The 24,316-nt window shown below is 45.1% G+C and carries 20 protein-coding genes; 3 read left to right on the forward strand and 17 right to left on the reverse strand.

Features of this window, described 5'->3' with window-relative positions; all coding sequences use genetic code 11:
• Window positions 1-24: 24 nt before the first annotated feature.
• From IEY34_RS18750 to metH, 9 genes are all read right to left on the reverse strand, one after another.
• Entirely contained in the window at window positions 25-1,827 is a 1,803-nt protein-coding gene (locus IEY34_RS18750; protein WP_189013944.1) for a hypothetical protein, read from the reverse strand.
• Between the two features lie 12 nt (window positions 1,828-1,839).
• Window positions 1,840-2,376: a PulJ/GspJ family protein gene (locus tag IEY34_RS18755; protein ID WP_189013946.1), complete on the reverse strand. Its 537-nt coding sequence runs from the start codon at window positions 2,374-2,376 to the stop codon at window positions 1,840-1,842.
• Complete coding sequence (locus IEY34_RS18760; protein WP_189013949.1) at window positions 2,360-2,917, reverse strand: type IV pilus modification PilV family protein; 558 nt, start codon at window positions 2,915-2,917, stop codon at window positions 2,360-2,362. Before IEY34_RS18760 ends, IEY34_RS18755 begins: the two co-directional genes overlap by 17 nt.
• A 138-nt stretch (window positions 2,918-3,055) precedes the next feature.
• On the reverse strand, window positions 3,056-4,051 hold the full coding sequence (locus IEY34_RS18765) for a metal-dependent hydrolase (protein ID WP_189013951.1): 996 nt from the start codon (window positions 4,049-4,051) through the stop codon (window positions 3,056-3,058).
• Window positions 4,052-4,084: 33 nt separating this feature from the next.
• Window positions 4,085-5,062 (reverse strand): lysophospholipid acyltransferase family protein, encoded by a 978-nt coding sequence (locus IEY34_RS18770; protein ID WP_189013953.1) that lies wholly within the window; start codon window positions 5,060-5,062, stop codon window positions 4,085-4,087.
• Window positions 5,063-5,082: 20 nt separating this feature from the next.
• On the reverse strand, window positions 5,083-5,853 hold the full coding sequence (locus IEY34_RS18775; protein ID WP_229757719.1) for a GNAT family N-acetyltransferase: 771 nt from the start codon (window positions 5,851-5,853) through the stop codon (window positions 5,083-5,085).
• 152 nt (window positions 5,854-6,005) lie between these two features.
• On the reverse strand, window positions 6,006-9,260 hold the full coding sequence (locus IEY34_RS18780) for an S-layer homology domain-containing protein (RefSeq protein WP_189013955.1): 3,255 nt from the start codon (window positions 9,258-9,260) through the stop codon (window positions 6,006-6,008).
• A 301-nt stretch (window positions 9,261-9,561) separates the two neighbouring features.
• Window positions 9,562-10,506, reverse strand: a complete 945-nt coding sequence (rnz, locus tag IEY34_RS18785) for a ribonuclease Z (RefSeq protein WP_189013957.1) — start codon at window positions 10,504-10,506, stop codon at window positions 9,562-9,564.
• 12 nt (window positions 10,507-10,518) lie between these two features.
• A complete protein-coding gene (metH, locus tag IEY34_RS18790; RefSeq protein ID WP_189013959.1) occupies window positions 10,519-13,956 on the reverse strand; it encodes a methionine synthase in 3,438 nt (1,145 codons plus the stop codon).
• A 217-nt stretch (window positions 13,957-14,173) separates the two neighbouring features.
• On the opposite strand from metH, the gene mtnD reads away from it, so the two are divergent.
• Window positions 14,174-14,716, forward strand: a complete 543-nt coding sequence (mtnD, locus tag IEY34_RS18795) for an acireductone dioxygenase (RefSeq protein ID WP_189013961.1) — start codon at window positions 14,174-14,176, stop codon at window positions 14,714-14,716.
• A gap of 76 nt (window positions 14,717-14,792) precedes the next feature.
• Here mtnD and IEY34_RS18800 read toward each other — a convergent pair whose 3' ends face one another.
• From IEY34_RS18800 to IEY34_RS18810, 3 genes are all read right to left on the reverse strand, one after another.
• A complete protein-coding gene (locus IEY34_RS18800; RefSeq protein ID WP_189013995.1) occupies window positions 14,793-15,584 on the reverse strand; it encodes an HAD family hydrolase in 792 nt (263 codons plus the stop codon).
• A gap of 44 nt (window positions 15,585-15,628) precedes the next feature.
• The gene (locus tag IEY34_RS18805; RefSeq protein WP_189013963.1) at window positions 15,629-15,811 is read right to left on the reverse strand and encodes a DUF896 domain-containing protein; all 183 of its coding nucleotides are present in this window, start codon (window positions 15,809-15,811) and stop codon (window positions 15,629-15,631) included.
• Window positions 15,812-15,946: 135 nt separating this feature from the next.
• On the reverse strand, window positions 15,947-16,366 hold the full coding sequence (locus tag IEY34_RS18810) for a LysM peptidoglycan-binding domain-containing protein (protein ID WP_189013965.1): 420 nt from the start codon (window positions 16,364-16,366) through the stop codon (window positions 15,947-15,949).
• A gap of 148 nt (window positions 16,367-16,514) precedes the next feature.
• Here IEY34_RS18810 and lexA point away from each other — a divergent pair, with 148 nt between their 5' ends.
• On the forward strand, window positions 16,515-17,132 hold the full coding sequence (gene lexA / locus IEY34_RS18815) for a transcriptional repressor LexA (protein ID WP_173215639.1): 618 nt from the start codon (window positions 16,515-16,517) through the stop codon (window positions 17,130-17,132).
• 388 nt (window positions 17,133-17,520) lie between these two features.
• Here lexA and IEY34_RS18820 read toward each other — a convergent pair whose 3' ends face one another.
• The gene (locus IEY34_RS18820; protein ID WP_189013967.1) at window positions 17,521-18,759 is read right to left on the reverse strand and encodes an aminopeptidase; all 1,239 of its coding nucleotides are present in this window, start codon (window positions 18,757-18,759) and stop codon (window positions 17,521-17,523) included.
• Between the two features lie 214 nt (window positions 18,760-18,973).
• Between IEY34_RS18820 and IEY34_RS18825 the strand changes: the two genes are divergently transcribed.
• Window positions 18,974-19,336 carry a hypothetical protein gene (locus tag IEY34_RS18825; protein WP_189013969.1) on the forward strand — a complete coding sequence of 121 codons (363 nt, stop codon included), beginning with the start codon at window positions 18,974-18,976 and terminating at the stop codon, window positions 19,334-19,336.
• A 95-nt stretch (window positions 19,337-19,431) separates the two neighbouring features.
• Here IEY34_RS18825 and glnA read toward each other — a convergent pair whose 3' ends face one another.
• From glnA to hflX, 4 genes are all read right to left on the reverse strand, one after another.
• Window positions 19,432-20,772: a type I glutamate--ammonia ligase gene (gene glnA / locus IEY34_RS18830; RefSeq protein ID WP_189013971.1), complete on the reverse strand. Its 1,341-nt coding sequence runs from the start codon at window positions 20,770-20,772 to the stop codon at window positions 19,432-19,434.
• Between the two features lie 40 nt (window positions 20,773-20,812).
• Window positions 20,813-21,223, reverse strand: coding sequence for a MerR family transcriptional regulator (locus IEY34_RS18835; protein ID WP_189013973.1), 411 nt, complete (start codon window positions 21,221-21,223; stop codon window positions 20,813-20,815).
• A 96-nt stretch (window positions 21,224-21,319) separates the two neighbouring features.
• A complete protein-coding gene (locus tag IEY34_RS18840) occupies window positions 21,320-22,570 on the reverse strand; it encodes a methionine gamma-lyase family protein (RefSeq protein ID WP_189013975.1) in 1,251 nt (416 codons plus the stop codon).
• Window positions 22,571-22,572: 2 nt separating this feature from the next.
• Window positions 22,573-23,898 carry a GTPase HflX gene (hflX, locus tag IEY34_RS18845; protein WP_189013977.1) on the reverse strand — a complete coding sequence of 442 codons (1,326 nt, stop codon included), beginning with the start codon at window positions 23,896-23,898 and terminating at the stop codon, window positions 22,573-22,575.
• Window positions 23,899-24,316: the final 418 nt, after the last annotated feature.

The raw sequence follows: 24,316 nt of genomic DNA on the forward strand, positions 1-24,316 counted from the left end.
TATGACTTGCAGGACAGCCTCTTTTTATTTAACTAACACTTTTTTGCCTCTATACAAGTTAATACCTTTAACACGAGGCAGCGAGGATAACTGATGCGTAAAAATGTCTTTATTATATTCAATAATAAATCTGGACTGCTTTTCATTTAAATTTTCTTGCCCTGGAGGTACCAGCAATGCGGTTAAATCAGCGGATTCAATTGTGTTCCCTCTTACCGCATTGATTGTGAGATCATTTTTAGCAAAAAAACCGCCTCTAATCCAAAATACTGAGCCTACACCATATAGCTCCGCATAAGAATCCGTGTAAAAGAAAGCATCAAGTCGTGTGATCGAATCATTCGTCACTTTATCAGGATCATAACCACCCATCGGCAAAGGTTTAAATGAGTTGACACGAGAAATAAGGATTTCACCCTTTGATAATAGAACTAACTCTTTGGGATCACCTTTCAGATCAGGCAAACCTGTGATACTCGCATCTAAAATGTTCGTACTTCCTAATGAAAATATGGTAGCATCCATCTGAACATTGCCTTTAATATTTACATCGCCAGTAACGAGAATATTGCCCTTAACTTTCAGCGGATAGGTATCCGTGTTTTCTATCTCCAGATTTCCGTTAATAATAAACCAATAACTCGTGTAATAATTGGCTCCTGGCGTCACTGGAACTCTAGTAGATTTGGCTTCCTCTGAAAATACTAATTGCTTGATCTCTTCCCCGCTGCCCATCTTAAAATTACCGTTATACAGATAAGATTGTTGCGGCAGCTCTCTCTCATTAATAAACTTGATATCTTTTTCTCTTTGATTCAGATACACTTTCCGCTGCTCTTCGGTATAAGTAGCCAGTTCTTCTATCACGGGATGCTGCAGCTTGTCAGTTCTGGCTTTCAAATAATCTTTAAAGCTCAGGCTACCTTTTTTATATTCTTTACTGATATCTAAGCGTTCAAAATTATTGCCGCTCAAAGACTCCGTTACTTTATCAATGAAGGACTCATCCATATTAAGTTCAACGAAATCATCCTTTGATTTTAGTTCGACCTGATCTTTGTCAATGCCCAGAACACGAGGGATCGTCGTCATCCCTTTATCCGTTGTTTCATTGATACTTATGAAATCTGCTTGACTCGGTGTATCACCACAATAAGGAGTAACTTTGCTATTACAGTAAACAAAGTTATCGAGAGATTGCACAAACGCTCTCCCTTCTAACTGTGAATACCTGCCAACATTGGCTAGACTCTTAAAACCATTTTCATTGTTATAGATGTACTCAGCTTGATTTTTGATCTTCAGTTTCTTCCCCGCGTACAAATCACCTCCGCGGAAATAAGGCGACCCGTTCAGAATTAAATCTCCTTCTGAGCCTGCTGCGTAATTAAGCACATCAGGGAACACATTGATGCCAACATTCTGTTCCAACTTTCTCTTTACACCGTCGATATTGGCTGTGACGATAATTTTAATTTGTGGAGTACCCGATGAAGTATCTAGACTCACTTCTGTAATTGGTTTAATGAGAAATTCGGTCTCGACCTCATTTTCTGTTAGCGCCGGAAACATTTCAGTTAATTGTTCCCCAATTTTATCTGGATCAATATCATCTTTGTCATCCAACGTTGCCTTAATCCTTGCAACAGCCTCGTTCAGCGCCTTTTCAGCCAGATGTAAGCTCTGTACATCCTTTAACTTGGTTTGACTTCTTGTCGCCCCCCCAATACTTGCGCTTAACACAGCAAGACCTAGTAACGTAAACACGATAATCATGAATAAGACGATTAAAAGAGCAGATCCTTTTTCTTCTTTACAATGTCTCATTGCTTGTCTCCCTCAAAATCCGAATCTGCTTTCCAACTTGAGTTGATGTTTGATTTGCTTCTTATCCTCTTGTTCTAAAACTAATGTGACTTTAATTAAACCATCTCGGCACGCGCTTGCATTGCCACAATCAAGCTGAATGGAAGATCCATCCAATAGAATGGATTTTAAATGATCTATTTTCCCCGTACCATTAGACGCGGTTGAATTAGCAATAAACAGTGCTGACTGATTGATTTTAATTTGCTTTTTGGGGATGATTTCATTGTGAAGCGGTGCTGTTCTTGTAAGTTCAATGCCATTTTCGTTTGCAATATTCGAAACGTATTCTGGACCAAAAGTATATAACTCCGTCATCACGGATGACATTAATATATCTGCTTCGTCCCGTAAAGAGTTCTCGACAGTGACTTTATTGTAGGAGGTGAAGCCAAACGTTATAACGCCATAGATGGAGCCCATCACCAAAGATAAGATAGATAATGAAGCAATTAGCTCGATAAGAGAGAATCCATCTTCTTTTTTATACAGGTCAGCGAATTTTTTCATTAATTACATATCCTTCTACAAAGATTTGTTCCCTCGAGCCTTGGGCAGCACCAAGCTGCATGATACTCACCTTAATTGGAATTAAATACTGACTCATATTAACCTTAGGGTCATTCTTTTCACTTTTCTGCTGGTACGTTACGGTTATCTCATAATCTCTCTCATTCACACTGGGACGCAGCACATGACCTATTCCCGCAAAATCATTTAAATATTTTTGTTTGTCTGGAGATGTACAGCTCAGAAACCCAGACTCCTGCACGAATGCACAATCTTTTAGAGAGATCACAGGATTTGCGCCCTCAAATTCGATATCTTTCTTAAAATAATTTTCTACATTGTTAAAATTCTGTTTCTCCATATAAAACAATGCATTGCGAGCCAAGTTCACCATAACGGTCTTATTCTGATTCCCTTTGTTATACGACATCGCATTAACGAAGAACGCCATCATGGCCATGGAGGCTACCGACAAAATCACCACGGCCGCCAAAACCTCGATGAGTGTAAAACCTTCTTCACGTGGTTCTCTTTTTTTCATATAGGCTTACTCCCGTTTTTGAATATAGGACTATTGTACCATATTTTCGTCAAGAGAAGCGAAATAACCTTTATAAAAAATGACAAACTCAAATAGCAAAAAAGCCCAGCTCCCGAAGGAGCTAGACTTATTTTCCATTTAAACATATGGCGGATCCCACGCCTTCTTATCCCAACCTAACGTGTCGCTGACAACGTTCATATCGCGGTCCAGCAGTACGTTGACGCCGAATGACAGCTTTTGTCTATACCAGAAACGCACATCGCGCCACTGCACTTCGTAGCCGCCATTCTTCTCGCTCCAACTGACATGGATACGCTGCGCAAAGTGCAGAAAAGCTCTGACTCCATCCGTCGTCATTGTCGCCTTCACAATGGGATGTGTAGATTCATGTGAGTAATTAGAACTACTATACTCTTTCTCAAGAATCACATTCCCATCACGAATCTCACCCAAGTAGTATTGATGATCCCCCTCGATGACGAATTGCCACTGGAACCAGTTAAGGCTCGGAATTAAATGACAAGTACCTTCGGCCAGGTTAAGTTTACTCTGAACTAACTGAATATTTCTCTTGCGCTGCGCAGCTCTAATCGCGATATAGAAGAAGCTAACCGCGTATATGAGGGCAAACATCTCCCCAATGTGAGCACCTCCAGCACCTCCCCAAACGAATAACCAAATCAGAAGCCCTGCACTATGAAGTCCAAATAAGAAAGGTTCATACAGACTAAGCGTATCCAGATGAAACCATTTCTTCGAGAATGGGCGCAAGCATTGAACCCCGTAAACGTTAAATAAATCGAGCGCAACATGAAGGACAACAGCCGCTAAGATCCAAGCATATAAGCTAAACAGATGCTCCCAAACGCCAAACATCGCCGCTAGCGGAAGGCTGATCAGTGCCGGCCAGATGAACAAGGCTGGCAGTGAATGCGTGAATCCCCGATGAACACGCAAATACGTTGCATAGCCTCTCAGGCGAGCCAGCGTATCGAAATCCGGGGCATGTGAACCAATTAGCGTACCCGCAAGTACGGCATGCGCCAAAGCAGGATCTTGTACAATCGCCGGTTCCAAACAGGCTAATCCTGCAAGGGTGACACCGAATAATAAGTGACTTCCTGTATCCATTTACTCATCACCAGTCCTTTGGATCAATATGTGCTAACCCGCTTCCGCTGTCGTCAAAGGCTTGCTGTCTTGCAAATCGGTGAAATCTAATTTGTGTGCACCCGCGTTTTCCCAGCGTTCATGCACATTAAACCAATAAAACCAAGAGGCTGGTTGTTCACGAATGACCTGTTCGATAAAAGAATTCAGAACGACGTTAGCCGCGGCACGTTCTTTACGTCCTGAATGCTCAAATTGCTTATATAATTCAATCGGAGTACCAAACACAAGACGATGATGGAATCCCTTCATCCGATAGCCGTAGAATGGAACCACAGGCACTTGAAGCTCCAGAGCTAGCATAGCTGCGCCTTCCGGGCTCCTCGTCAGCTTGCCGAACAGCCTGGTTAAGGAAAAGTTCGGCCGCCAGAAGTCACCGAGGATGAACACAACGCCGCCACGGAGCACGTGCCTTCTGAGCGTTCGGTACATTTCAAGCTGCGGCACGCTGTCATAATCCAATCCTTTGCAACCCAAAGCTGCGAACTTTCCATACAAAGGTTTGAGTTCCGGACTGCCGGCAGAGGCAACGGTCAGACAGTCAAATTTCTGACTCAAATACCAATAATAGAAGAAAAAGTTCCCGATATGCGGCGTGTAAACGACCATTCCCTTCCCCATCGCAAGACGATAAGCTTCCTCTAGATGCTCCTCCCCCTGAACACTTAGAAAGGCCTTCGAATTTGCTTGCAGCTGATCCGAACGGAACAAAATTTCGTACAAGGTAAACACAACATTTTGCAAATATTTCCTTGTAATTCTTGTGTAAGAATCGCCAGGCATTTCTCCCAAAAGATCGCTCAAATTTGACTTCATTCGTCTCAGAAAGGTCGTGCCTACAGCTGCATACAGGATCAGCGACAGGACTGTACAACTATCTGCCATCAACCTATCCGGAAACATGCGCAAACCTTTTTCAATGCGAGCAAGATTTCGTTCATTTGAGGTCAATCGTCCAATCCATTCGTACAACGTACAATCCTCCCTACTGCTTATTCCGCTAAAAAGTGCCGCTTATAACGCTTAGTGATCCGATCTTTTTGCAGAACGATGAAGAAGTCTACGGTTTTGAATAACGCATCATACGCCGGTTCTCCGCCAATTTCAGCACCAAGCCATTGATAGCCTTTCATCAGAGGAGGCAGTTTGCGAAAAATATCCTTATCATGACTGTCAATTGGAATTTGCGCTATGCCTTGAATGAGATGAGTCGCGAGTGGTTTAATTCCGTATCGATCTGTAATCATTTGTTTTTGTAAAAGTAAGGAGTAGATCAAATTGAGTTCCTCGATCTGGTGAACATGTACGCTCGCGCATCCAATTAGATGGCTATAATTTCGCTCTGCAATATATCCGGCAATGCCTTCCCATAGCAGCTGAATTGCCCTTCCTCCACGATATTCAGGCGCTATGCAGCTTCGTCCTAGTTCAAGCGATTGTTTTTTATAAGTCGTATAAGAAGTCAAATCAAATTCCGTCTCTGAATAAAACCCAATGCCTGTCAAAGCGCGATCCCCAGGCAGCAAACGGTACGTGCCTATCACTTTATCCATGTCCAGATCTTTAACGATCAGATGGTCGCAATAAGCATCATACACATCTCTTTCGAGCCCATCCTCATTGTGCAGCAGCATGTTGTTCTCTTCTTCTACGAAAACCTGATACCTCAATCGCAGAGCTTGTTCAATGTCATTTGTATTGCTTGCTAGCATGACCGATAGATTCGTTTGCCGGGGCGCTGTATTCAGAAGTAATCCACTCAACTTCCTCACACCTTTCAACTGGAGTCTCACTCCTTCAAGGTTAACAGAGGTTTATTAAGTGTTTATTTTCGGGTTGTTAATATTTTATTTTGTTTCTTTGCCCAAATGTAAACAGACCGTCATTCGTCTTTACAACGAATGCGGTCTGCGGATTAATTAATAAAATGCATATAGACCAGAAGTCTATTCAGCATGACTGCCGCTTGAGCTCTGGTCGCATTCGCATGCGGGTCCAGTTTAGTTGCGGTTACCCCTTGAACGAGCCCATTCTCCAGAGCAAATGCCATTGCTTCACGAGCCCAATCCTTAATCATATCATGATCTTTAAATGGGGTTAGCACGGCTTCAGCGGAAGCGCTTACCGCTGATTGACCTGCACGCTGAATCGTTCGATTCACCATTGCTGCCATCTGCTCGCGGGAAACATGCTCGGATGGACGGAAAGTCCTATCATCATAGCCTTGTATGAGTCCAGCTTTCGCTGCCGTATTGACTAAACCAGCATACCAGTCTCCCTTGAGAATATCCTTGAAGGCAGAATCTGCTGATGGCTCGGAGTTGTCAACCTTCATACCTTGGGAGCGAATCAGCAAAGCAGCGAATTCAGCGCGTGAAATTTCTTTTTCAGGATCAAATTTATCTCCGCTTACACCGCTGATGATTCCCTTGGAAGCAAGCTTCTCCACATCCACTTTGGCCCAATGTGCCGCCATGTCGGCAAAAGATTTAGCTGCACTGATGGCTGTATATATCCCACCATTCTGATCCTTCACAAGCATGCTCCAGCTGCCGCCTGCATTCATTAATTGCGAAGGTACGAAAGACGATTCCCCCGTTGTCGCATCAATTCGGACTGCAGTCGCATTGGCTGCGTAGGAAGTGCCAGGCAATGCCAATGTACGTTCAACGTAGTTGCCGTCCCAACCGTTCAAATCACTTCCATTGACACTAATTTCGAATTCAATAGGATTAGTGAGAAGAAGATTCGCATTGAGTTCCATCATTTTTTGGCTCACTTGGGCAGCTAATGGACCTGCGTCATGCCGGATAAGCACACGAATGAATCCATCTCCTTCGACAGCATGATTTTTCAGAAAGAGCAGTGGAATGGAAAGGCTGTTCGCATCCAGTTCAACCCGAATGACTGAATTTTTATCGCTTACTTGCAAATTGTTAAAAGAGCTTGTTGGAAACTGAATCACCGTCGTATCTTTGTAATCTTGTACATGCAAGGTTAGCAGGGTTGCCGGATTCGAGTTCAGCGATTGGAAGGCTATAGTTAAACGATCCGCATCCACCGTAACTCGAGATAGAAGTCCGCCTTCCGGCGAATTCTCGCGTACCAGGTTACTGCTTAATGCAGCTCCCGCTGTATTAGCAAGCGGTGCGATAGCAGCACTTTTCAAACTAACATTAACGGATGGTCCTGTTGTAGACCAATTATTCGCAAGATCCCCCGCTTCCACTTTAAACTGATAATCCTGTCCTTCTGTTAACCCGGTAATCGTAGCCGATAACTCACTTCCACTTACCGTTGTCACTACATTCGAACCGTTGTAAACACGATATGATGTTATACCAACATTATCTGTCGCCGATGTCCAAGTTAATTTAGTCGATGAAGAAGTGACTTCAGAAGACGTCACGCTGGAACCGTAGTTCCAGGTCGGAGCTGAAGAATCCAGCGCACCTACCGTTACATATATCGTCGTTGATATGCCGCTGTAAGTAACTGTAATTGTCGCCGTACCTGCCGATGAAGCAGAAAGGTAACCACTTGAACTGGCATAAACAACGGAGGGATTGGAGCTGACGAAGCTGGCGCTTGAAGTCACATTCGTGTTGGTATTGTTCGCATCGTAAGCATGAATAACGACATATTTGGTAGCATTCAGTTCCATATTCACATAACTGGCATCGGCTTCAATTCGGCTAACCGCGGTGGTCACATAAACGGTAGCTGAAGCCGTGAAACTTCCATAGCTTGCGGTAATGGTTGCCGATCCTGATGTCACTGCCGTTATCGAGCCACTGCTATTAACGGTGGCCACCGACGGATTGGAACTGACGAACGTAATGCCGCTGGATATCGTCTGTGTACTGCCATCATTCAGATAAGCCGTCACATAGGGATAGCGGTATGCGCCAATCTGCATGGAATAAGAGTAAGTATCAAACGCAATACGATTCAGATTGGCTAACGTTGTTGAAACTGTCACTGTGGATGTCGTCGTTTTCCCCATATAAGAAACTGCTACATTCGTAGTTCCCGCTGAAACACCAGTGATGACGCCACTTGTGTTAACCGTCGCAATCGCCGTATTGCTGATCGAATAGATTGCCCCTGAAGTGATACTTTGTGAATTGTTGTTGCTATACGTCCCCGTCAATCGAGTTGTGGATGTTTGCCCCGTTTGCACGGAATACGCCGTACGATCAAGCGCTATGCTGTTTAAAATTTGTTGGTTCCCAGGCGTCGTCCCGCCGTCAGGCCCATAAATTTGAAATTCGGAGACATTCGCATAAGTGCCTGCTGTCCCTACACTCGTCGTCGTTAAGCGAAAATAACGGGCAGTCACATTTCCTGCATCCACATACCGCGGCTCCCCACGCTGCGTATTGCTCGTGCGATCTGTAAAGGTATACCACGTCAGACCATCCACAGAAAAATCAATCTTATACCCGTACACTTCATCTTGTTTCTCATACGTCGTTTCAAACCGCTGCACATTAAGCAGTTGTCCAAGATCCACTACCAGCCATTGCGGCAAAGACACATTGCTTGGTGCCCAGCGGGTCGGCAGCAGTCCATCTACGGCCTTGGATGAACCTAATGCGGAGGAAAAACTGCTGTAAGCTGCTGTTGTTTTATTTAAAGATAACAGCATGAGCGGCTCATTGGATGTATATACACGAAAATCATAAATGCTTGCTCCATCGCCAGGCGTACCTACACCAAGTACTTGCATTCGGACAAAACGCGCCTGAACATCTCCCGAATCTGAGTAATACGGAAAACTAATGTTGGAATTCGATGATTGATCGGCAAATAAGCTCCAATTTATTCCATCTGCTGACGTTTCAATGGTATATTGATAGGAACTAGCCGCGTGCTCGAACACTGTCTCCACACGTTTAACATGGACATTCTGAGCAAGATCAACCGTCAGCCATTGAGGCAATTGCAAGCTGCTGGCGGTCCATTTGGTTTGAATAAATCCATCTACCGCTTGGTCGGCACTGTAGGTAGCACTGGTTACACTGGATGCGAACGCAGATTTACCTTGAGAAACAGGGATTTCAGCGGCTTCTGCATGGTAATTCCAACCAAGAATACTGAATAAAATACTTACAAACACGACTAGCAATATTTCCATTACAGCCCGTCTGTAAACATAATACGTCATGTCCACCCCCTTTTATTAAACGATTATATTAATTTTATCAGATGAAAGACTAATCCGTATATAGTCGAATTGTTGTCAAGCAAACAAAACTAGCCCACCCCATAGTAGCAAGGGGCAGGCGGATGATTCATCCCAACTTTTCATTCAGAATCTCTGTAAGCGTGGCTGATTTCTCTGATCATAATGTAAAAAATCGAGGACATAAAGATGGATAGCAGCACTTCTGCCCATGTGATCCCCATACCTTCACCTCGGTTTTACGGGCTTATAGTAAGTTTATGAGGATTCCAGGATTAAATAACTACATTTCATTCAAAAATGCTTTACGCGGTATTTCAAAGTTCCAGAAATCTTTGGCTACATAGCTGTTCGCATGAAGCTGCTGCGCTTCTTGCAACAGCTCAGTCACAGCATCTCCTTGATAGCGCGAGCTGATATGCGTAAGGATCAACGCACCCGCTCCGGCATCGCGAGCAATCTTGGCTGCATCATGCGACGTCGCATGATCGAAGGAGTACGCGAGTTCCTGCTTATCCATGGCGAAAGTCGCCTCATGCACCAACACATCCGCGCCGCGGGCTAAGTACTCAGCCCCTTGGCAATAACGCGTGTCACCAAGGATGACAACGATTCGCCCAGGTATGGGAGCTCCTAAATAATCAGCTCCATGCAGCGTACGGCCGTCTTCCAACTGAACAGTCAGGCCTTGTTTCAATTGTCCATACACAGGGCCCGCTGGAATACCTAGTGCAGCAAGCTTATCGTGCATCAGCTTGCCTGGCTGATCTTTCTCAATAATCCGAAAACCAAAACATTCAATGCGGTGTTCCAACCGCGCTGTTTCAACGATGAAGCTTGGATCTTCGAAAATGACGCCTTCTTGGTCGATCTCAACAATGTTCAGCGAATAAGTCAAATGCGCACCGCTCACTTCAAGGGCCGTCTCCACAAAACGTTTCAGTCCTGGTGGCCCATAAAGGGTAAGTGGTGTATCCCCGCCCAAATAGGAACGGCTCGACAACAATCCGGGTAAACCATAGAGATGATCGCCATGCAAGTGAGAAATGAAGAGCATCTCCGTACGACCCAATTTCACCGGTGAATTCAAAATTTGCTGCTGCGTCCCCTCACCACAATCAAAAAGCCAATAAGTGCCGCGTTCATCCAGCAGATTGAGCGCAATTGAAGTAACATTCCGCTGCTTGGAGGGCATACCTGCCCCAGTCCCTAGAAAATACAATTCCACAATCTAAACTCCTTAACCTACGTTAAAGTAACGTGCTTCTTTATGACCGAATACAATTGCTGATACGGATGCTTCCGGCTCCATCATGAACGACTCTGTCAGCTCAACGCCGATATCTTCTGGCTTCAGAAGATGGAACAACTTCGCTTGATCTTCCAGATTCGGGCATGCCGGGTATCCAAAGGAGAAGCGTTGACCGACATATTTGGCGCCGAATCGTTCCTGCATCGTCATATCTGCGCGATCTGCAATCCCAAGTACATCCCGCATAATATGATGAATTCGCTCCGCGAAACCTTCCGCCACTTCCAAAGCTGTCGCTTGGAGGGCATGGGATTTCAAATAGTCTCCGTTATCGCGCCATTCTTTGGCCAATTCATTAATATCATGTCCTGCTGTGACTAACAAGAAGCCAACGTAATCCATTTGGCCACTCTCTACCGACTTCAAATAATCAGACAAACACAGGTATGGCTCCTTATCCTGACGCGGGAACGTAAACGTTTCTAGCACCTTGCTGTGATCCTGCGGGTCATAGATAATGACGTCATTTCCGCTCGACTGTGCAGGGAAGAAACGGTACATGCCATGAGCTTTGATAATCCCATCTTTCTGAGCTGCATACAAAATGGAATCCACCGTATCTTTCAACTGCATAGCCTTCGCATTTTTGTCGCCCAGTAACTGTTCAACCTTGCCTTTCAGACCTAGGTGATGCCCTAGAAGCATCTGCATATTCACATAAGGCATCAGATGACTGATGGGGTAATCTCTTAAAATATGGCGCTCTGTATCCTGTGGAACATTCACCGGCAAATCCTTGGAAACAGCCGAAGAACTCACGCGAGTTAGCTGTGGCATAGCTTCTTCTTTCTTCCCGGTGTCCATGACATCGGATTCCAGACTCTCTCTGAGTTCCTGAATAAGTCGTTTGCGTTGTTCAGGATCGCTGAGCCGGTTAGCAATGTCGAGACCATCCATCGCATCTTTCGCATAGAGTACGACACCTTCATACTCCGGTTGGATGCGTGTTTTAGTGAACTTGCGCGTAAGCGCGGCTCCACCAACCAGAATCGGTACATCAACACCAGCTGTGCGTAGATCCTGAGCGGTAATGACCATTTGCTGAGCGGATTTGACCAATAGACCTGACAAACCAATTGCATCCGGCAGCTCTCTGCGGTAAGCTTCGATAATTTGATCCGGCGGTACTTTGATACCGAGGTTTATTATTTTATAGCCATTGTTCGAGAGAATAATCTCAACGAGATTTTTCCCAATATCATGCACATCGCCTTTCACCGTAGCCAAAATGATTTTCCCTTTGACCGCTGACTCCGATTTCTCCATAAATGGTTCCAGATAGGTTACGGATGCCTTCATAACTTCGGCACTTTGCAGAACCTCAGCCACGATCAACTCATTGTTATTGAAAAGGCGTCCAACTTGCTCCATCCCCTTCATGAGAGGTCCATTAATGACCTCAAGCGGCGAGTAGGTTTGCAGCGCGATTTCTAAATCCGGAATCAGTCCTTCCTTCGTTCCTTCTACGACATAAGAACCAAGTCTTTCTTCAAGGGACAGATTCGAAATTTTCTCTTTCTTTTCCACCTTTTTCTCACGGAAATGCGCAACAAATTGGGCTAGGCTTTCATCTGTTGTATTATAAATGAGTTCTTCAGCCAATTGGCGTTCTGTATCGGGAATCGAAGCGTAACGTTCGAGTTTCTCCGTATTCACGATCGCATAGTCAAGGCCGGCCTTCGTACAATGGTACAAATAAACCGAGTTCAATACTTCACGGCCCGCATCCGGCAACCCGAAGGAAATGTTGCTTAAGCCAAGAATCGTTTTGGCCTTTGGATATTTCTCTTTAATCATCTTGATCCCTTCAATCGTTTCCACCGCAGAGCCAATATATTGCGGATCTCCCGAGCCGACAGGGAACATATTGGGATCGAAGATAATATCTTCCGGATTCATGCCATATTTCCCGGTCAGAAGCTCATAGGAACGCGTGGCTACTTCAATCTTCGCTTCACGCGAAACAGCCTGCCCCCGCTCGTCGATCAGGATACAAACAACCGCGGCACCGTACCGTTTAATCAGCGGTAAAATCCCTTCAAACTTCGTTTCCCCGTCCTCCAGGTTAATCGAGTTAATAATCGCTTTCCCCTGCGAATATTTGAGGCCAAGTTCAATAATATGGTCATACGTCGAGTCAATCATCAACGGAACTTTGACTTTTTTCACAACTTGCTGCATAAATTCTTCAACGGCATAAGCTTCGTCGATGTCTGTATCCTGCAAGTTAATATCGATCACATGAGCGCCGTTCTTCACTTGATTCCGCGCGATCTCCGAACCTTCTTCGAACTTGCCTTCTTTAATCAAGCGTTTGAATTTCCGCGAACCCGAAATATTCGTCCGTTCACCAACCATGATGGGGCGGTTCTCAGGCTCAATGAATAAAGTTTCAATACCCGACACAGCTGGTAAATGCGTTCCGTACTGCAATCTTGGCTTGTATTGACTAAGCGTTTCTGCCATAGCTCGAATATGATCTGGCGTAGTACCGCAACAACCACCTGCGATGTTCAACCAACCTTGTTCGGCAAAGCCGGCCATCTTCTTGGCTAGAGACTCAGGCGATTCATGATAGTGACCGTTCTCATCGGGCAAGCCTGCATTCGGGTAACAACTGATAGCCGTATCCGCTATATCCGACAACGAACGAATATGATCCCTCATGAACTCAGGACCTGTTGCACAGTTGAGTCCCATGGAAATCGGTTTTAAATGCTCGAGCGAAATATAGAATGATTCGATATTTTGCCCTGCCAATGTAGTTCCCATCGGTTCAATCGTGCCTGATATCATAATCGGCAGCTCAATGCCTGTTTTCTCATAAGCTCTGCGAATGCCAATACTTCCTGCTTTCACGTTCAGCGTATCTTGCGAAGTTTCCAATAGAATAGCATCTACACCAGCCTCAACCAAGGCTAATGCTTGCTCATAATAGCTGTCTTCGAGTTCTTCGAAAGTTACACCGCCGGTAACCGATAAGGTTTTGGTGGTTGGCCCCATAGCGCCAACAACATAGCGCGGCCACTCCGGTGTTGAGTATTTATTAGCTGCTTCAATCGCCAGCTTGGCTGCAGCAAGATTTAGTTCGCGATGACGGTCCTGCAAATCATATTCGGCAAGTACGACACTTGTGGTTCCGAACGTGTTCGTTTCTATCATATCAGCGCCAGCGGCGAAGTAAGCTTCATGAATTTTGCGGATAACATCTGGACGTGTAACACAAAGAATTTCATTACATCCATCTAGATCATCGCTTCCGAAATCCTCAGCTGTTAAGTTCTCTTGCTGAATCATCGTACCCATGGCACCATCGAGGATCATAATCTTTTTCTTTAGCTGCTCTTGAATCGGCGTTTTCGACATTACATGACTCCCTTTCAACTTATCCTAAACCGTATACGAAATAAAAACGACAATTTATGTTAAGATTTAGTGTAACAGAATACGGCTTCTATGAAAAGATTATGAATCATCTTAATTCCCTATAGGATTTATCGGAAAAACTTTTCTTCATCCATCGACAGCCTTCCTCATTTCCACTATAATACATAGTATATTTACTTAGAAAGAGGGATGCAGCATGGCACAAATAAGAATTCGCAATACCAATGAACGAATTGAAGGCGAAGCAGAAGTTAAAGCCTTCTTGGATAGTCAACAAGTTATCTACGAACACTGGGATCCAAACAAACTTCCTGAAGCGCTTCGTGAGAAATTCATCCTGAATGATGAAGAGAAAGCACAAATCATCAGCACGTATGAAGAAGAAATTCGCGACTTGGCCGCTAGACGCGGCTACGAAATTTGGGATGTTATCGCACTATCCGATGCATCCCCGAATATCGAAGAGCTTCTGAAGAAATTCGAACAAGTCCATACACATACCGAAGATGAAATTCGCGGCATCGTGTCCGGCAAAGGCATTTTCATTATTAAATCCGAAAGCGAAGTTGGTTATTTCGACGTTGAACTTGAGCCTGGTGACGTCATTTCCGTTCCTGAGAATACGAACCACTTCTTTACCTTAATGGACAACCGTGAAATCGTCGCGGTGCGCCTCTTCATCGAGAAAGATGGCTGGGTTGCGTACAACATCGATGACCCTGAATTTATCAAAGCGTAATTCATATTAATGAAATAAGCCCAACGGCTAAGGACCTAGCGTCCAATAAACCGTTGGGCTTATGTGTGTTTATCTCTTAACCGTTCGCAATAATCGGTAAAATATCTTGAAGTCGTGTAACTTCATGTACAGGAACTATCTCGTCACCGCTTTGAAGGCCATGGTGGTTAATCCAAATGTTGCGCATTCCAACGCTGCCTGAGCCTAGAATATCCGTAGTCAGCTTGTCCCCGATCATAATTCCTTCTTCTGCCTGAATGCCGAGCAATCCCAAGGCATGATTGAAAATGGAATTCGCAGGTTTGCCTTCGCCAAACTCGCCAGATATCACGATATGATCGAAATAAGCGGCAATAGTCGGTACGCCAGCTAATTTCTCCTTTTGCAAGTCCGGAGAGCCGTTTGTTAAAAGCAGCAATTGATAGTTTCCTTTCAATGCCTCTAGAACTTGGAATGTCTCTTCATAGACCAAAGGGCGGCTGCGTCGTTCCGCAGGAAACAATTCCCCCAATTTATAACCCAGCTCACGATCTTCGATTCCAAGTGCACGAAGACCCCTTGTCCAAGATTCCGTCCGGTATCCTGGCGCCAGCTTCTCCAATTTACGAAAGTTCTCATTCTCGCCTTGCGTAAAATTAGCCCATAACCCTTCAAAAGGATTAATACCAATCATCTTGGTGAATGGAAACGTATCAAATGTTTCATATAAAGCGCGCGCTTCTTTACGAACAGAAGCTTCTAGTTCTACGGGATTCACAGCCACATGCTTGGCAGCTTCCGCACACGTCGCATCGAATGCTTCTTGCACACTGCGATCATCCCATAACAAAGTGTCATCCAAATCAAAAAGTACAGCTTTCAACCCCATCATTCATATCCCCTTTTGAATGTTGTTTCTATATGAACAAGCAATTACTCTTCGTCCGTAAACTTGATCGAATCAAGTTGAACTTTAAGATTGCCTCGAAAAGCCTCGATATATTTCTTTCTTAATTCATTTCGCTCATCGATTTCCGCATCTGTTAAGCCCACTGTTTTGGCTTTGCGTGCAAGCTCGTTAATACGTTCGATGTTTTTATCCATTTCGTCGCTCATAAAGATCCTCCCTAGCAAAAATTCAATATGAATATTACTTTGCCATCCCCGTTCAGTAATGTCAAGGAAACAACGAAAAGAGACGTAGGAACATGTCCTCGTCTCAACTAGTTAGTGAGCATGAAATCAATCGCTTTAAGAACCAGGCAGGATCAGCACCTGTCCTTCTTGCAATGAACTCGTAGTCAAATGATTAATTGTTTTGATTTTATCGATATACGAACGAATGTTTTCTCCATTCTTTTTATGTAAGGAAGCAATCTGCCAAATCGTGTCTCCACGTTGAATAACTATTTTCTCTGTTACTACTATTTGGGAAACTTCACTGATGACAACTTGCTTGGTTTGTGAAGTACTCGTTGTCGTTGCAGCCGGATCCCCCGCATAGGCCTGCACAATTGCACCAAATGAGAACACGGTTCCAAGAATAATTGCTAACAGAACAAAACGAACAATAGCTTTTGTATAACCAGAAGTTAAAGTCATCCCTTTGGATGTGTTAGCGGATCTATGAAGTGAGTGTGAGTTGGTTGTGTTGGTATAAGCCATATACATGAGTAATCATCCCCCAAACATTTGTTCTGGTATTAGAATAACACGAACAAATGTTTGAGTCAACCCATTTTCTCGAACTTATGTTTGTACGAACTCGGGTTCTATGTTATACTTTGGGTAATGATTCCCAGTATTGGAGTGATAACTATTGAGCAAGATTTCGCAGCGTCAACAAGCTATATTGGACTTCATTAAGAACGAAGTGAAAGATAAGGGGTATCCACCTTCCGTCAGAGAAATCGGCGAAGCTGTTGGACTAGCTTCCAGTTCTACGGTACATGGCCATTTGGAGCGTCTTGAGAAGAAAGGTTTAATTCGTCGAGATCCTACCAAACCTCGTGCTATCGAAATTCTGGGCCTCGATGGCGCAGAAACTCACTTTGCCATTTCAGTCGCGCGTGTTCCCTTAGTTGGTAAAGTAACCGCCGGTGTTCCTATTACAGCAACTGAGAATATCGAAGACTACTTCCCGCTTCCCGTGAGCATGGTCAAAGATAATAACGTATTTATGCTTAGCGTTATGGGAGACAGCATGATTGAAGCTGGCATTCATAATGGCGATTATGTCATTGTGAAACAGCAACAAACGGCGAACAACGGGGACATCGTAGTTGCCATGACAGAAGACGATGAAGCCACAGTGAAGCGTTTCTACAAAGAGCGTGATCATATTCGCCTACAACCTGAGAATTCCGCCTTACAGCCGATTCTCCTCAAGCATGTGACGATTTTAGGACGTGTCATCGGCTTGTTCCGGGATATGTAGTCAACCATCCTAGAATAAAGAAAAGCGGCTTCGCCGCCCTGAGAGATCAGTCTCTTAGTCGCGACAAAACCTGTTAAGGGAACTAGAGGACGCTATATAGGCAATTAGCAGGGATGCTAGGGTATTAGCGGAACTACAGGGTCTTATTTCCAAGAAAAACGCTGAAATTGCCTTGAAACAGCAAAATAGCGGATTGTAGTTCCCTCACCCCCGCGATATGGATACTTTGGGCTAGAATAGCGGACTGTAGTTCCCTCCCTCTGTTCGCACAGGGCGGCTGGAGTAACTCCGCGCTCACTCCAAAACATATAAACTCTTATATTTTAACAAAGAAACCGAGCGGAGATTGTCTCCCTCGGTTTTTTTGTTTCCTAGCCTATTCTTCCAACTAAAATACAAGTGCCCAGTTCCCGCCACGAAAAATAGCTTCAACCGTTCCATCTTCCAAATAACCATCAATCTCCAGATCTGAGGTCCCAATCATAAAATCAACATGAATCAAACTCGTATTGCCGCCTCGTGCTTTTAATTCATCCGTTGACAAAGAGGCGCCATCCTGCATATTAATCGGGTAACAACTCCCTAGAGCAAGATGACAGGAAGCATTCTCATCGATACCTGTATTATAAAAAATTCGATTCATGTTAGAAATCGGTGAACCGTAAGGCACTAGGGCAACTTCACCCAAATAGCGGGCGCCTTCGTCCATTTCCAGCAACCGAGCCAAATGTTCATAACCTATTTCCGCTTGATAATCAACGACCTTGCCCTCTTCAAAACGGAACGAAAAGCGATCCACCAAAGCCCCATTGACATTCAAGGGTTTTGTACTTGATACGGTACCGCGAACACCTGTTCTATCCGGCATTGTAAAGACTTCTTCCGTTGGCATATTAGCCACAAAACGGATGCCACTGGCGTTCGCTTTATCGCCGCCTAACCAAATGTGATGCGCAGGCAAATCCACCTCCAAATCGGTGCCCGCCGCGCGATAACGCAGGGTCTTGTATTGTTTCTCATTCAACACTTTCCGAACACGCTTCAACTGTTCAATGTGAACGCGCCAAGCAGCTACGGGATCCTCTTCATACACCCGGTTCATTTGAAAAATAGCATCCCACATCGCCTCTACCCGCTGCTCTTCTGGCAGTTCCGCATACACCTTGGATGCCCAGGCAACTGTCGGCGCTTTAATAAGGCACCAACTAAACGTACTCGTTCGGACATATTGTTGATACTTCGTACGAGCGGTAGCCGCAGCTTTAGATGCCCTGGAGATTAGACTAGCCTCGATACCTGCGTATAGATCTGGATCTGGCACCTTAATGTTCAGCAAGGCCCCGCCATTTTCGACGAATCGCTCCAGCATTTCCGTATACCAAGTGGGATAATAATCCAGCGCCTCTTCATGAGCAAGCTCAAATTTACTGCGCGTAATCACATCATCCTGCCAATGAACGTGCACGTAATTCGCTCCAGCTTCATAGGCTTTCTTCACAATAAGCCTTGTTAATTCTAAAGATTCTAGCGGAGACTCGACCAACAAATCCTGCCCTTTATTCAGGTTCACACCAATTTTAACGACAAGCTCCGCATATTTCTCCAAATTTCTCGTGAAATCGTCCATCCCTATATGTCTCTCCTTCGTGTGCAAAGGCCCATCCAATTAGGAAACTCCTAATTCTGAAGGGATTCTCCTATCCTACATCATTTCGTTCGGAAAATAAAATAGTGCTCTCATCGTCCTATTAAATAATATATACGCTACTAAACCAGTACCCTCACACTTATTTTCTAGAAGAATATAGTAATAGAAAATAAGGAAGGGAGGTGAGTTGGACATGCCCTTTACAACTGGTGTAATTACGAACACGAATACAGGAGCCGCTAACATTGTAGTAAACACAAGAAATATAGATACCCATAACACAGCGATTATAACGGTTCAAATCTTTGCTTCTGTGAACTCAACGGTATTTCATACGGACTATGTATCCTCTTATATCGTGCTTGCTAATTCTTTTGATGTTCGTGAATTTGTTATTTCGGGAAACGTTGCCTATGAAGTTCAAATCAGTGTTTTAAACTCAACGAGCGCAGTTATGTCTATATTCGGCATTGATGCATTCGGAAACCTGATAACCGATCAGCGAATTCTTCAGCAGGACTTAACTTATATTTCTACTTTAAGTCCACCTATCTAACCTATTTAGGGCCCTCATTCTTTTTTGAGGGCTTTCCTTTATTCAATTAAAATTGAAAAAAACCCTCAACGCTAACGGCGTCAAGGGTTTCAATTCTAGTAAAGGGACAGATACTGGTCTCTTTCCCATTGGTGAACTTGCGTTCTATACATATCCCACTCGATTTCTTTGAGCTCATAGAAGTGAGCCAAAGCATGCTCGCCAAGTGTGTCACAAATCACATCATCACGAAGCAGCTCGTCCAACGCTTGTTTCAGGTTGAGCGGCAAGCTAGGGATGCCTTGGCTTTCTCTCTCTTCTTCCGACATCACGTAGATGTTGCGGTCAGTTGGAGGAGGCAGCTGCATTTTGTTCTTAATGCCGTCCAAACCAGCAGCAAGCATAACAGCGAGCGCCAAGTAAGGATTCGCAGCAGGATCCGGGTTGCGCACTTCCACGCGCGTGCTTAATCCACGGGATGCTGGAATACGAATCATAGGGCTGCGGTTGCTTGCAGACCAGGCTACATAGCAAGGCGCTTCATAGCCAGGAACTAGACGTTTATAGGAGTTAACAGTCGGATTCGTAATCGCCGCAAAAGAGCGTGCATGACGGAGTACGCCTGCCATATACTGTCTTGCGACAGTGCTCAAACCTAACTTGTCGCTCTCTTCGTAAAATACGTTTACATCACCTTTGAACAGCGATTGGTGACAGTGCATACCTGAACCGTTCATGCCGAACAATGGTTTTGGCATGAATGTCGCATGAAGTCCATGCTGTCTTGCTACGGTTTTTACAACTAATTTGAATGTTTGGATTTGGTCAGCCGCTTTGATGGCATCGGCATATTTGAAATCGATTTCGTGTTGACCAGGCGCAACTTCATGGTGAGAAGCTTCAATTTCAAAGCCCATTTCTTCCAACGTCAAAACGATATCGCGGCGACAGTTTTCGCCGAGATCCATCGGAGCCAAGTCGAAGTATCCGCCTTGGTCATTCAGTTCTGTTGTCGGATTGCCTTTGTCATCGGTTTTGAACAGGAAAAATTCCGGCTCTGGTCCAACGTTCATCGCTGTATAGCCCATTTCTTCGGCTTGTTTCAGCGCATTTTTGAGAATAGCCCGCGGATCTCCAGCGAATGGATTGCCATCCGGCATATAAATATCACAGATCAAGCGAGCTACTTTGCTCTCCGTTACCCATGGGAAAATAACCCATGTATCCAGATCCGGGTATAAGTACATATCCGATTCTTCAATACGAACATAGCCTTCAATGGATGAACCATCAAACATCATTTTATTATCGAGTGCTTTCTCAAGTTGGCTAAAAGGGATTTCAACGTTCTTGATGCTGCCCATCAAATCGGTGAATTGAAGGCGAATGAAACGAACATTCTCTTCCTTGGCAATACGCAGAATATCTTCTCTTGAGTAGTTGTTGTTGTAAGTCACGGTTCAGTCTCCTCTCAATTTTACAAGCGCTTACGTGAAGTTATTTATAAAACCGGGAAAGTTGACCTTGAATCAGAGAAACCTGATCAGGGCGCTTACCCCCGCCAATCAACTGCTGCTTCAACATTTTGTGCAGTTGGGAGTCAGTTAATTCTTTACGCTTAACTTCTGTGTGCTCGTTCAAAATGGTTGCGTCTTCGGAATCTTTGTCCACCGGAATGAGTACCTGCTTGATGCCGGCGATATTTACACCTTTTTCAATCAAGTCTTTAATTTCAAGAAGTCGTTCAACATCATTAAAGGAATAGAGGCGTTGATTACCAGCTGTTCGGGCCGGAATAATAAGTTCGTGTTGCTCATAATAGCGAATTTGTCTCGCGGTTAAATCAGTCAGCTTCATGACGATTCCAATGGGGAATAACGCCATATTTCTACGTATGTCATCACTCATGCTAATCACTCCTGATAAATAAAGTACCTCAACCTTATTGTACCTTTCTAACAAAAATGTGTCAAGGAGTGTTAGGTTTGTTCACAGTCTTTATTTTCACAACAATCCCTTTTCTTCCATATGCTGGATGGCAGTCATTACCCCTAATTTGCAGTGGGAATAGGTGAGCCCACCCTGCATATACGCGATATACGGCTCTCGAATCGGCGCATCTGCGGACAATTCCAAGCTGCCCCCTTGGATGAATGTTCCTGCCGCCATAATAACAGGATGCTCATAACCGGGCATATCCCATGGTTCAGGAACCACGTGCGAATCCACCGCAGCCGCCTTCTGGATGCCCTGCACGAACGTGATTAAGTGATCCGCGGACGTGAAGCGGATCGCTTGGATCAGGTCCGTCCGCGGCGTCTGCCACCGCGGATGGCTCTCGAAGCCCAGCTCTTCGAACACCGCAGATGCGAAGACAGAGCCCTTGACCGCTTGCCCCACCAAATGAGGGGCAAGGAAAAGCCCTTGAAACATCGCGCGCGTCGCGCCGAGCATGGCACCGACCTCGCCCCCGATTCCGGGGGCGGTCAAGCGGTAGGCGGCGAGCTCGACAAGGTCGCGCCGCCCGGCAATATAGCCGCCGGAAGGGGCGATGCCGCCGCCGGGATTCTTGATGAGCGAGCCCGCCATGAGGTCGACGCCAACTTGCGTCGGCTCCTGCAGCTCGGTGAATTCCCCATAGCAATTATCGACGAACACGATAAGGGCTGGGTTGATTTCTTTGACGAAGCGGACCATTTCGCCAATCTGTTCGATCGTGAACGACGGGCGCCACGAATAGCCGCGCGAACGCTGGATGCCGATCACCTTGGTGTTCGGTTGAATAGCAGAAGCGATGGCGCTCCAATCGGGAGCGCCATCTTCCGTTAAAGCGACTTCGCTGTATCCGATGCCGAAGTCCTGCAATGAACCTGTCCCATCACCAGGTTTACCGATGACTTTGTGCAATGTGTCATAGGGCTTCCCTGTGATGTAAAGTAGATGTTCGCTTGGTCGCAGAACACCAAACAACGCAGTGCCAATTGTATGAGTACCTGATACAAAATGAGGACGAACTAGCGCTGCTTCTGCTCCCATCGCATCCGCATACACAAGATCCAGTACTTCGCGACCGCGATCATTATACCCATAACCAGTCGATGAAGCAAAATGATAATCACTTACTTTATGCTCCTGAAAAGCGCGAATCACTTTCCATTGATTCAAATCAATGATCTTCTCAATCTGACGGAAAGCACCTTCCACGGTGCGCTCGGCGCTTTCCATTAATCCCATGACTTTATCCCCGAATTGCATGATTAGTAACTCTCTCCCTCATGATCTTGTAACTCTTGCTGCGCTTGCAGGTCGTAGGCCACTAATTGATAGGCTACTTTGACATAATCATCCGTATTTACACGAACTTTGAACACCATGTCTTCCCCATCGACATCCGTTTCGAGCACATCGCCAATCCGATACATCAAGGAAATAATATCCCCTTTATCCGCCGGAATGCGAAACTCTCTGCTTTCGCCCATAAGCTTCTCTTGAATGATATTGCGCAAACGTTCCAAATCTTCCGCGTTATACGCACTGATTTTCAGAAATTCGCCTTCCGTTGAGAGCATCTCCACATCATCTTGCGAACACATATCTATTTTATTGAAAATCGTCAATTGTTCTTTCTGATGCGCGCCAAGTTCTTCCAGGACCTCGGCCACAACTCGCATTTGCTCGCCGCGCATTTCTGTTGAGCTGTCCACTACGTGCAGAATCAAATCAGCCTCATTCGCTTCTTCCAATGTAGCGCGGAATGAAGCAACCAGATCATGCGGCAAATTCTGAATAAAGCCTACGGTATCGGTCAAAACAATTTCTTTGCCGCTTGGCAGTTCCATCGTCCGGGATGTCGGGTCCAGCGTGGCGAACAGCTGATTCTCAATATAGACGTCGGCTTGCGTCAATTGTTTCAATAAAGTTGATTTCCCTGCGTTCGTATAGCCAACCAAGGCAACTTGAAACACACCGCTCTTCTTGCGGCGTTCCCGATGTAATGTGCGGTGGCGAACCACTTCTTCCAACTGCGCTTTCAATTCGTCAATACGCCCACGAATATGCCTGCGATCCGTTTCCAGCTTGGATTCACCAGGACCCCTGGTCCCGATACCTCCTCCTAGTCGCGAGAGGTTCTTCCCTTGACCAGACAATCGAGGAAGCAAGTAACTCAGTTGGGCTAGTTCAACCTGGATGATCCCTTCTCTTGTTTTCGCGCGCTGTGCGAAAATATCCAGAATTAGTTGCGTCCGGTCAATAATTTTGACATCTAGCGCAGCTTCCAAATTCCGCACTTGTGCCCCCGACAATTCCTGGTCGAAGATAGCCGTATTGCCGCCAAGCTCCTCAAGACGAAGCTTTAGCTCTTCTACTTTCCCTTTGCCGATAAACCATTTGGCGTCCTTCGTTTCTTTGTTCTGCGTCATCGTCTCGAGTACCAGAACGCCTGCGGTTTCAGCTAACTTGACCAATTCCTGCAAGGAATATTCGGCAAGCAGTTCATTTTTCTTCTGCTTCTGCGTGATTAGACTGACGAGCACGGCTCTGTCATCGATTTCTTTTTCTACCATATGTGAAGTTGTTTTCATAAAGGTCTCCTTTGGATCTCAATCCGACGTTAGAAATAGGCCAAGAATCAGCGTATTCCTTCATCATTGTGTAGGAAATGCTTGGGAAAGTCAATTTAAGGAGCCGGAATATTTGATTATAACGGTGTGATCCCCTGACATAGGAAAAACGGCTTCGCCAGCCTGAGAGAGGGTCCTCTTAAAGGCGACAAATACAGGGAGGGAACTATAGTTCGCTATTTCGGCAAAAAGCAGGGTACTTGAGGATTAGGCGGAACTACAGGGTCTTATTTCCACTAAAAGAGCTGAAATCTCCCAGAAGCTTTGCAAAATATATGACATGATAAGGCATTGTGCTCCTTAGCGGCTGATTCACCTTTACGGAGCACATGCCGACTAGGAGGAAATTCAAAAAAATTTATAATAAGGTTTATATTTA

This window comes from Paenibacillus marchantiophytorum, from assembly GCF_014640555.1.
GTDB classification, from domain to species: domain Bacteria; phylum Bacillota; class Bacilli; order Paenibacillales; family NBRC-103111; genus Paenibacillus_E; species Paenibacillus_E marchantiophytorum.

What these genes read in the sequence shown, in the direction of transcription:
- IEY34_RS18820 (WP_189013967.1), bottom strand. Translation starts at nt 18,759, where the DNA reads ATGGACGATTTCACGAGAAATTTGGAGAAATATGCGGAGCTTGTCGTT.
- IEY34_RS18835 (WP_189013973.1), bottom strand. Translation starts at nt 21,223, where the DNA reads ATGAGTGATGACATACGTAGAAATATGGCGTTATTCCCCATTGGAATC.
- IEY34_RS18750 (WP_189013944.1), bottom strand. Translation starts at nt 1,827, where the DNA reads ATGAGACATTGTAAAGAAGAAAAAGGATCTGCTCTTTTAATCGTCTTA.
- IEY34_RS18760 (WP_189013949.1), bottom strand. Translation starts at nt 2,917, where the DNA reads ATGAAAAAAAGAGAACCACGTGAAGAAGGTTTTACACTCATCGAGGTT.
- IEY34_RS18840 (WP_189013975.1), bottom strand. Translation starts at nt 22,570, where the DNA reads ATGCAATTCGGGGATAAAGTCATGGGATTAATGGAAAGCGCCGAGCGC.
- IEY34_RS18780 (WP_189013955.1), bottom strand. Translation starts at nt 9,260, where the DNA reads ATGACGTATTATGTTTACAGACGGGCTGTAATGGAAATATTGCTAGTC.
- mtnD (WP_189013961.1), top strand. Translation starts at nt 14,174, where the DNA reads ATGGCACAAATAAGAATTCGCAATACCAATGAACGAATTGAAGGCGAA.
- hflX (WP_189013977.1), bottom strand. Translation starts at nt 23,898, where the DNA reads ATGAAAACAACTTCACATATGGTAGAAAAAGAAATCGATGACAGAGCC.
- IEY34_RS18810 (WP_189013965.1), bottom strand. Translation starts at nt 16,366, where the DNA reads ATGTATATGGCTTATACCAACACAACCAACTCACACTCACTTCATAGA.
- IEY34_RS18755 (WP_189013946.1), bottom strand. Translation starts at nt 2,376, where the DNA reads ATGAAAAAATTCGCTGACCTGTATAAAAAAGAAGATGGATTCTCTCTT.
- IEY34_RS18805 (WP_189013963.1), bottom strand. Translation starts at nt 15,811, where the DNA reads ATGAGCGACGAAATGGATAAAAACATCGAACGTATTAACGAGCTTGCA.
- IEY34_RS18800 (WP_189013995.1), bottom strand. Translation starts at nt 15,584, where the DNA reads ATGGGGTTGAAAGCTGTACTTTTTGATTTGGATGACACTTTGTTATGG.
- IEY34_RS18765 (WP_189013951.1), bottom strand. Translation starts at nt 4,051, where the DNA reads ATGGATACAGGAAGTCACTTATTATTCGGTGTCACCCTTGCAGGATTA.
- metH (WP_189013959.1), bottom strand. Translation starts at nt 13,956, where the DNA reads ATGTCGAAAACGCCGATTCAAGAGCAGCTAAAGAAAAAGATTATGATC.
- IEY34_RS18825 (WP_189013969.1), top strand. Translation starts at nt 18,974, where the DNA reads ATGCCCTTTACAACTGGTGTAATTACGAACACGAATACAGGAGCCGCT.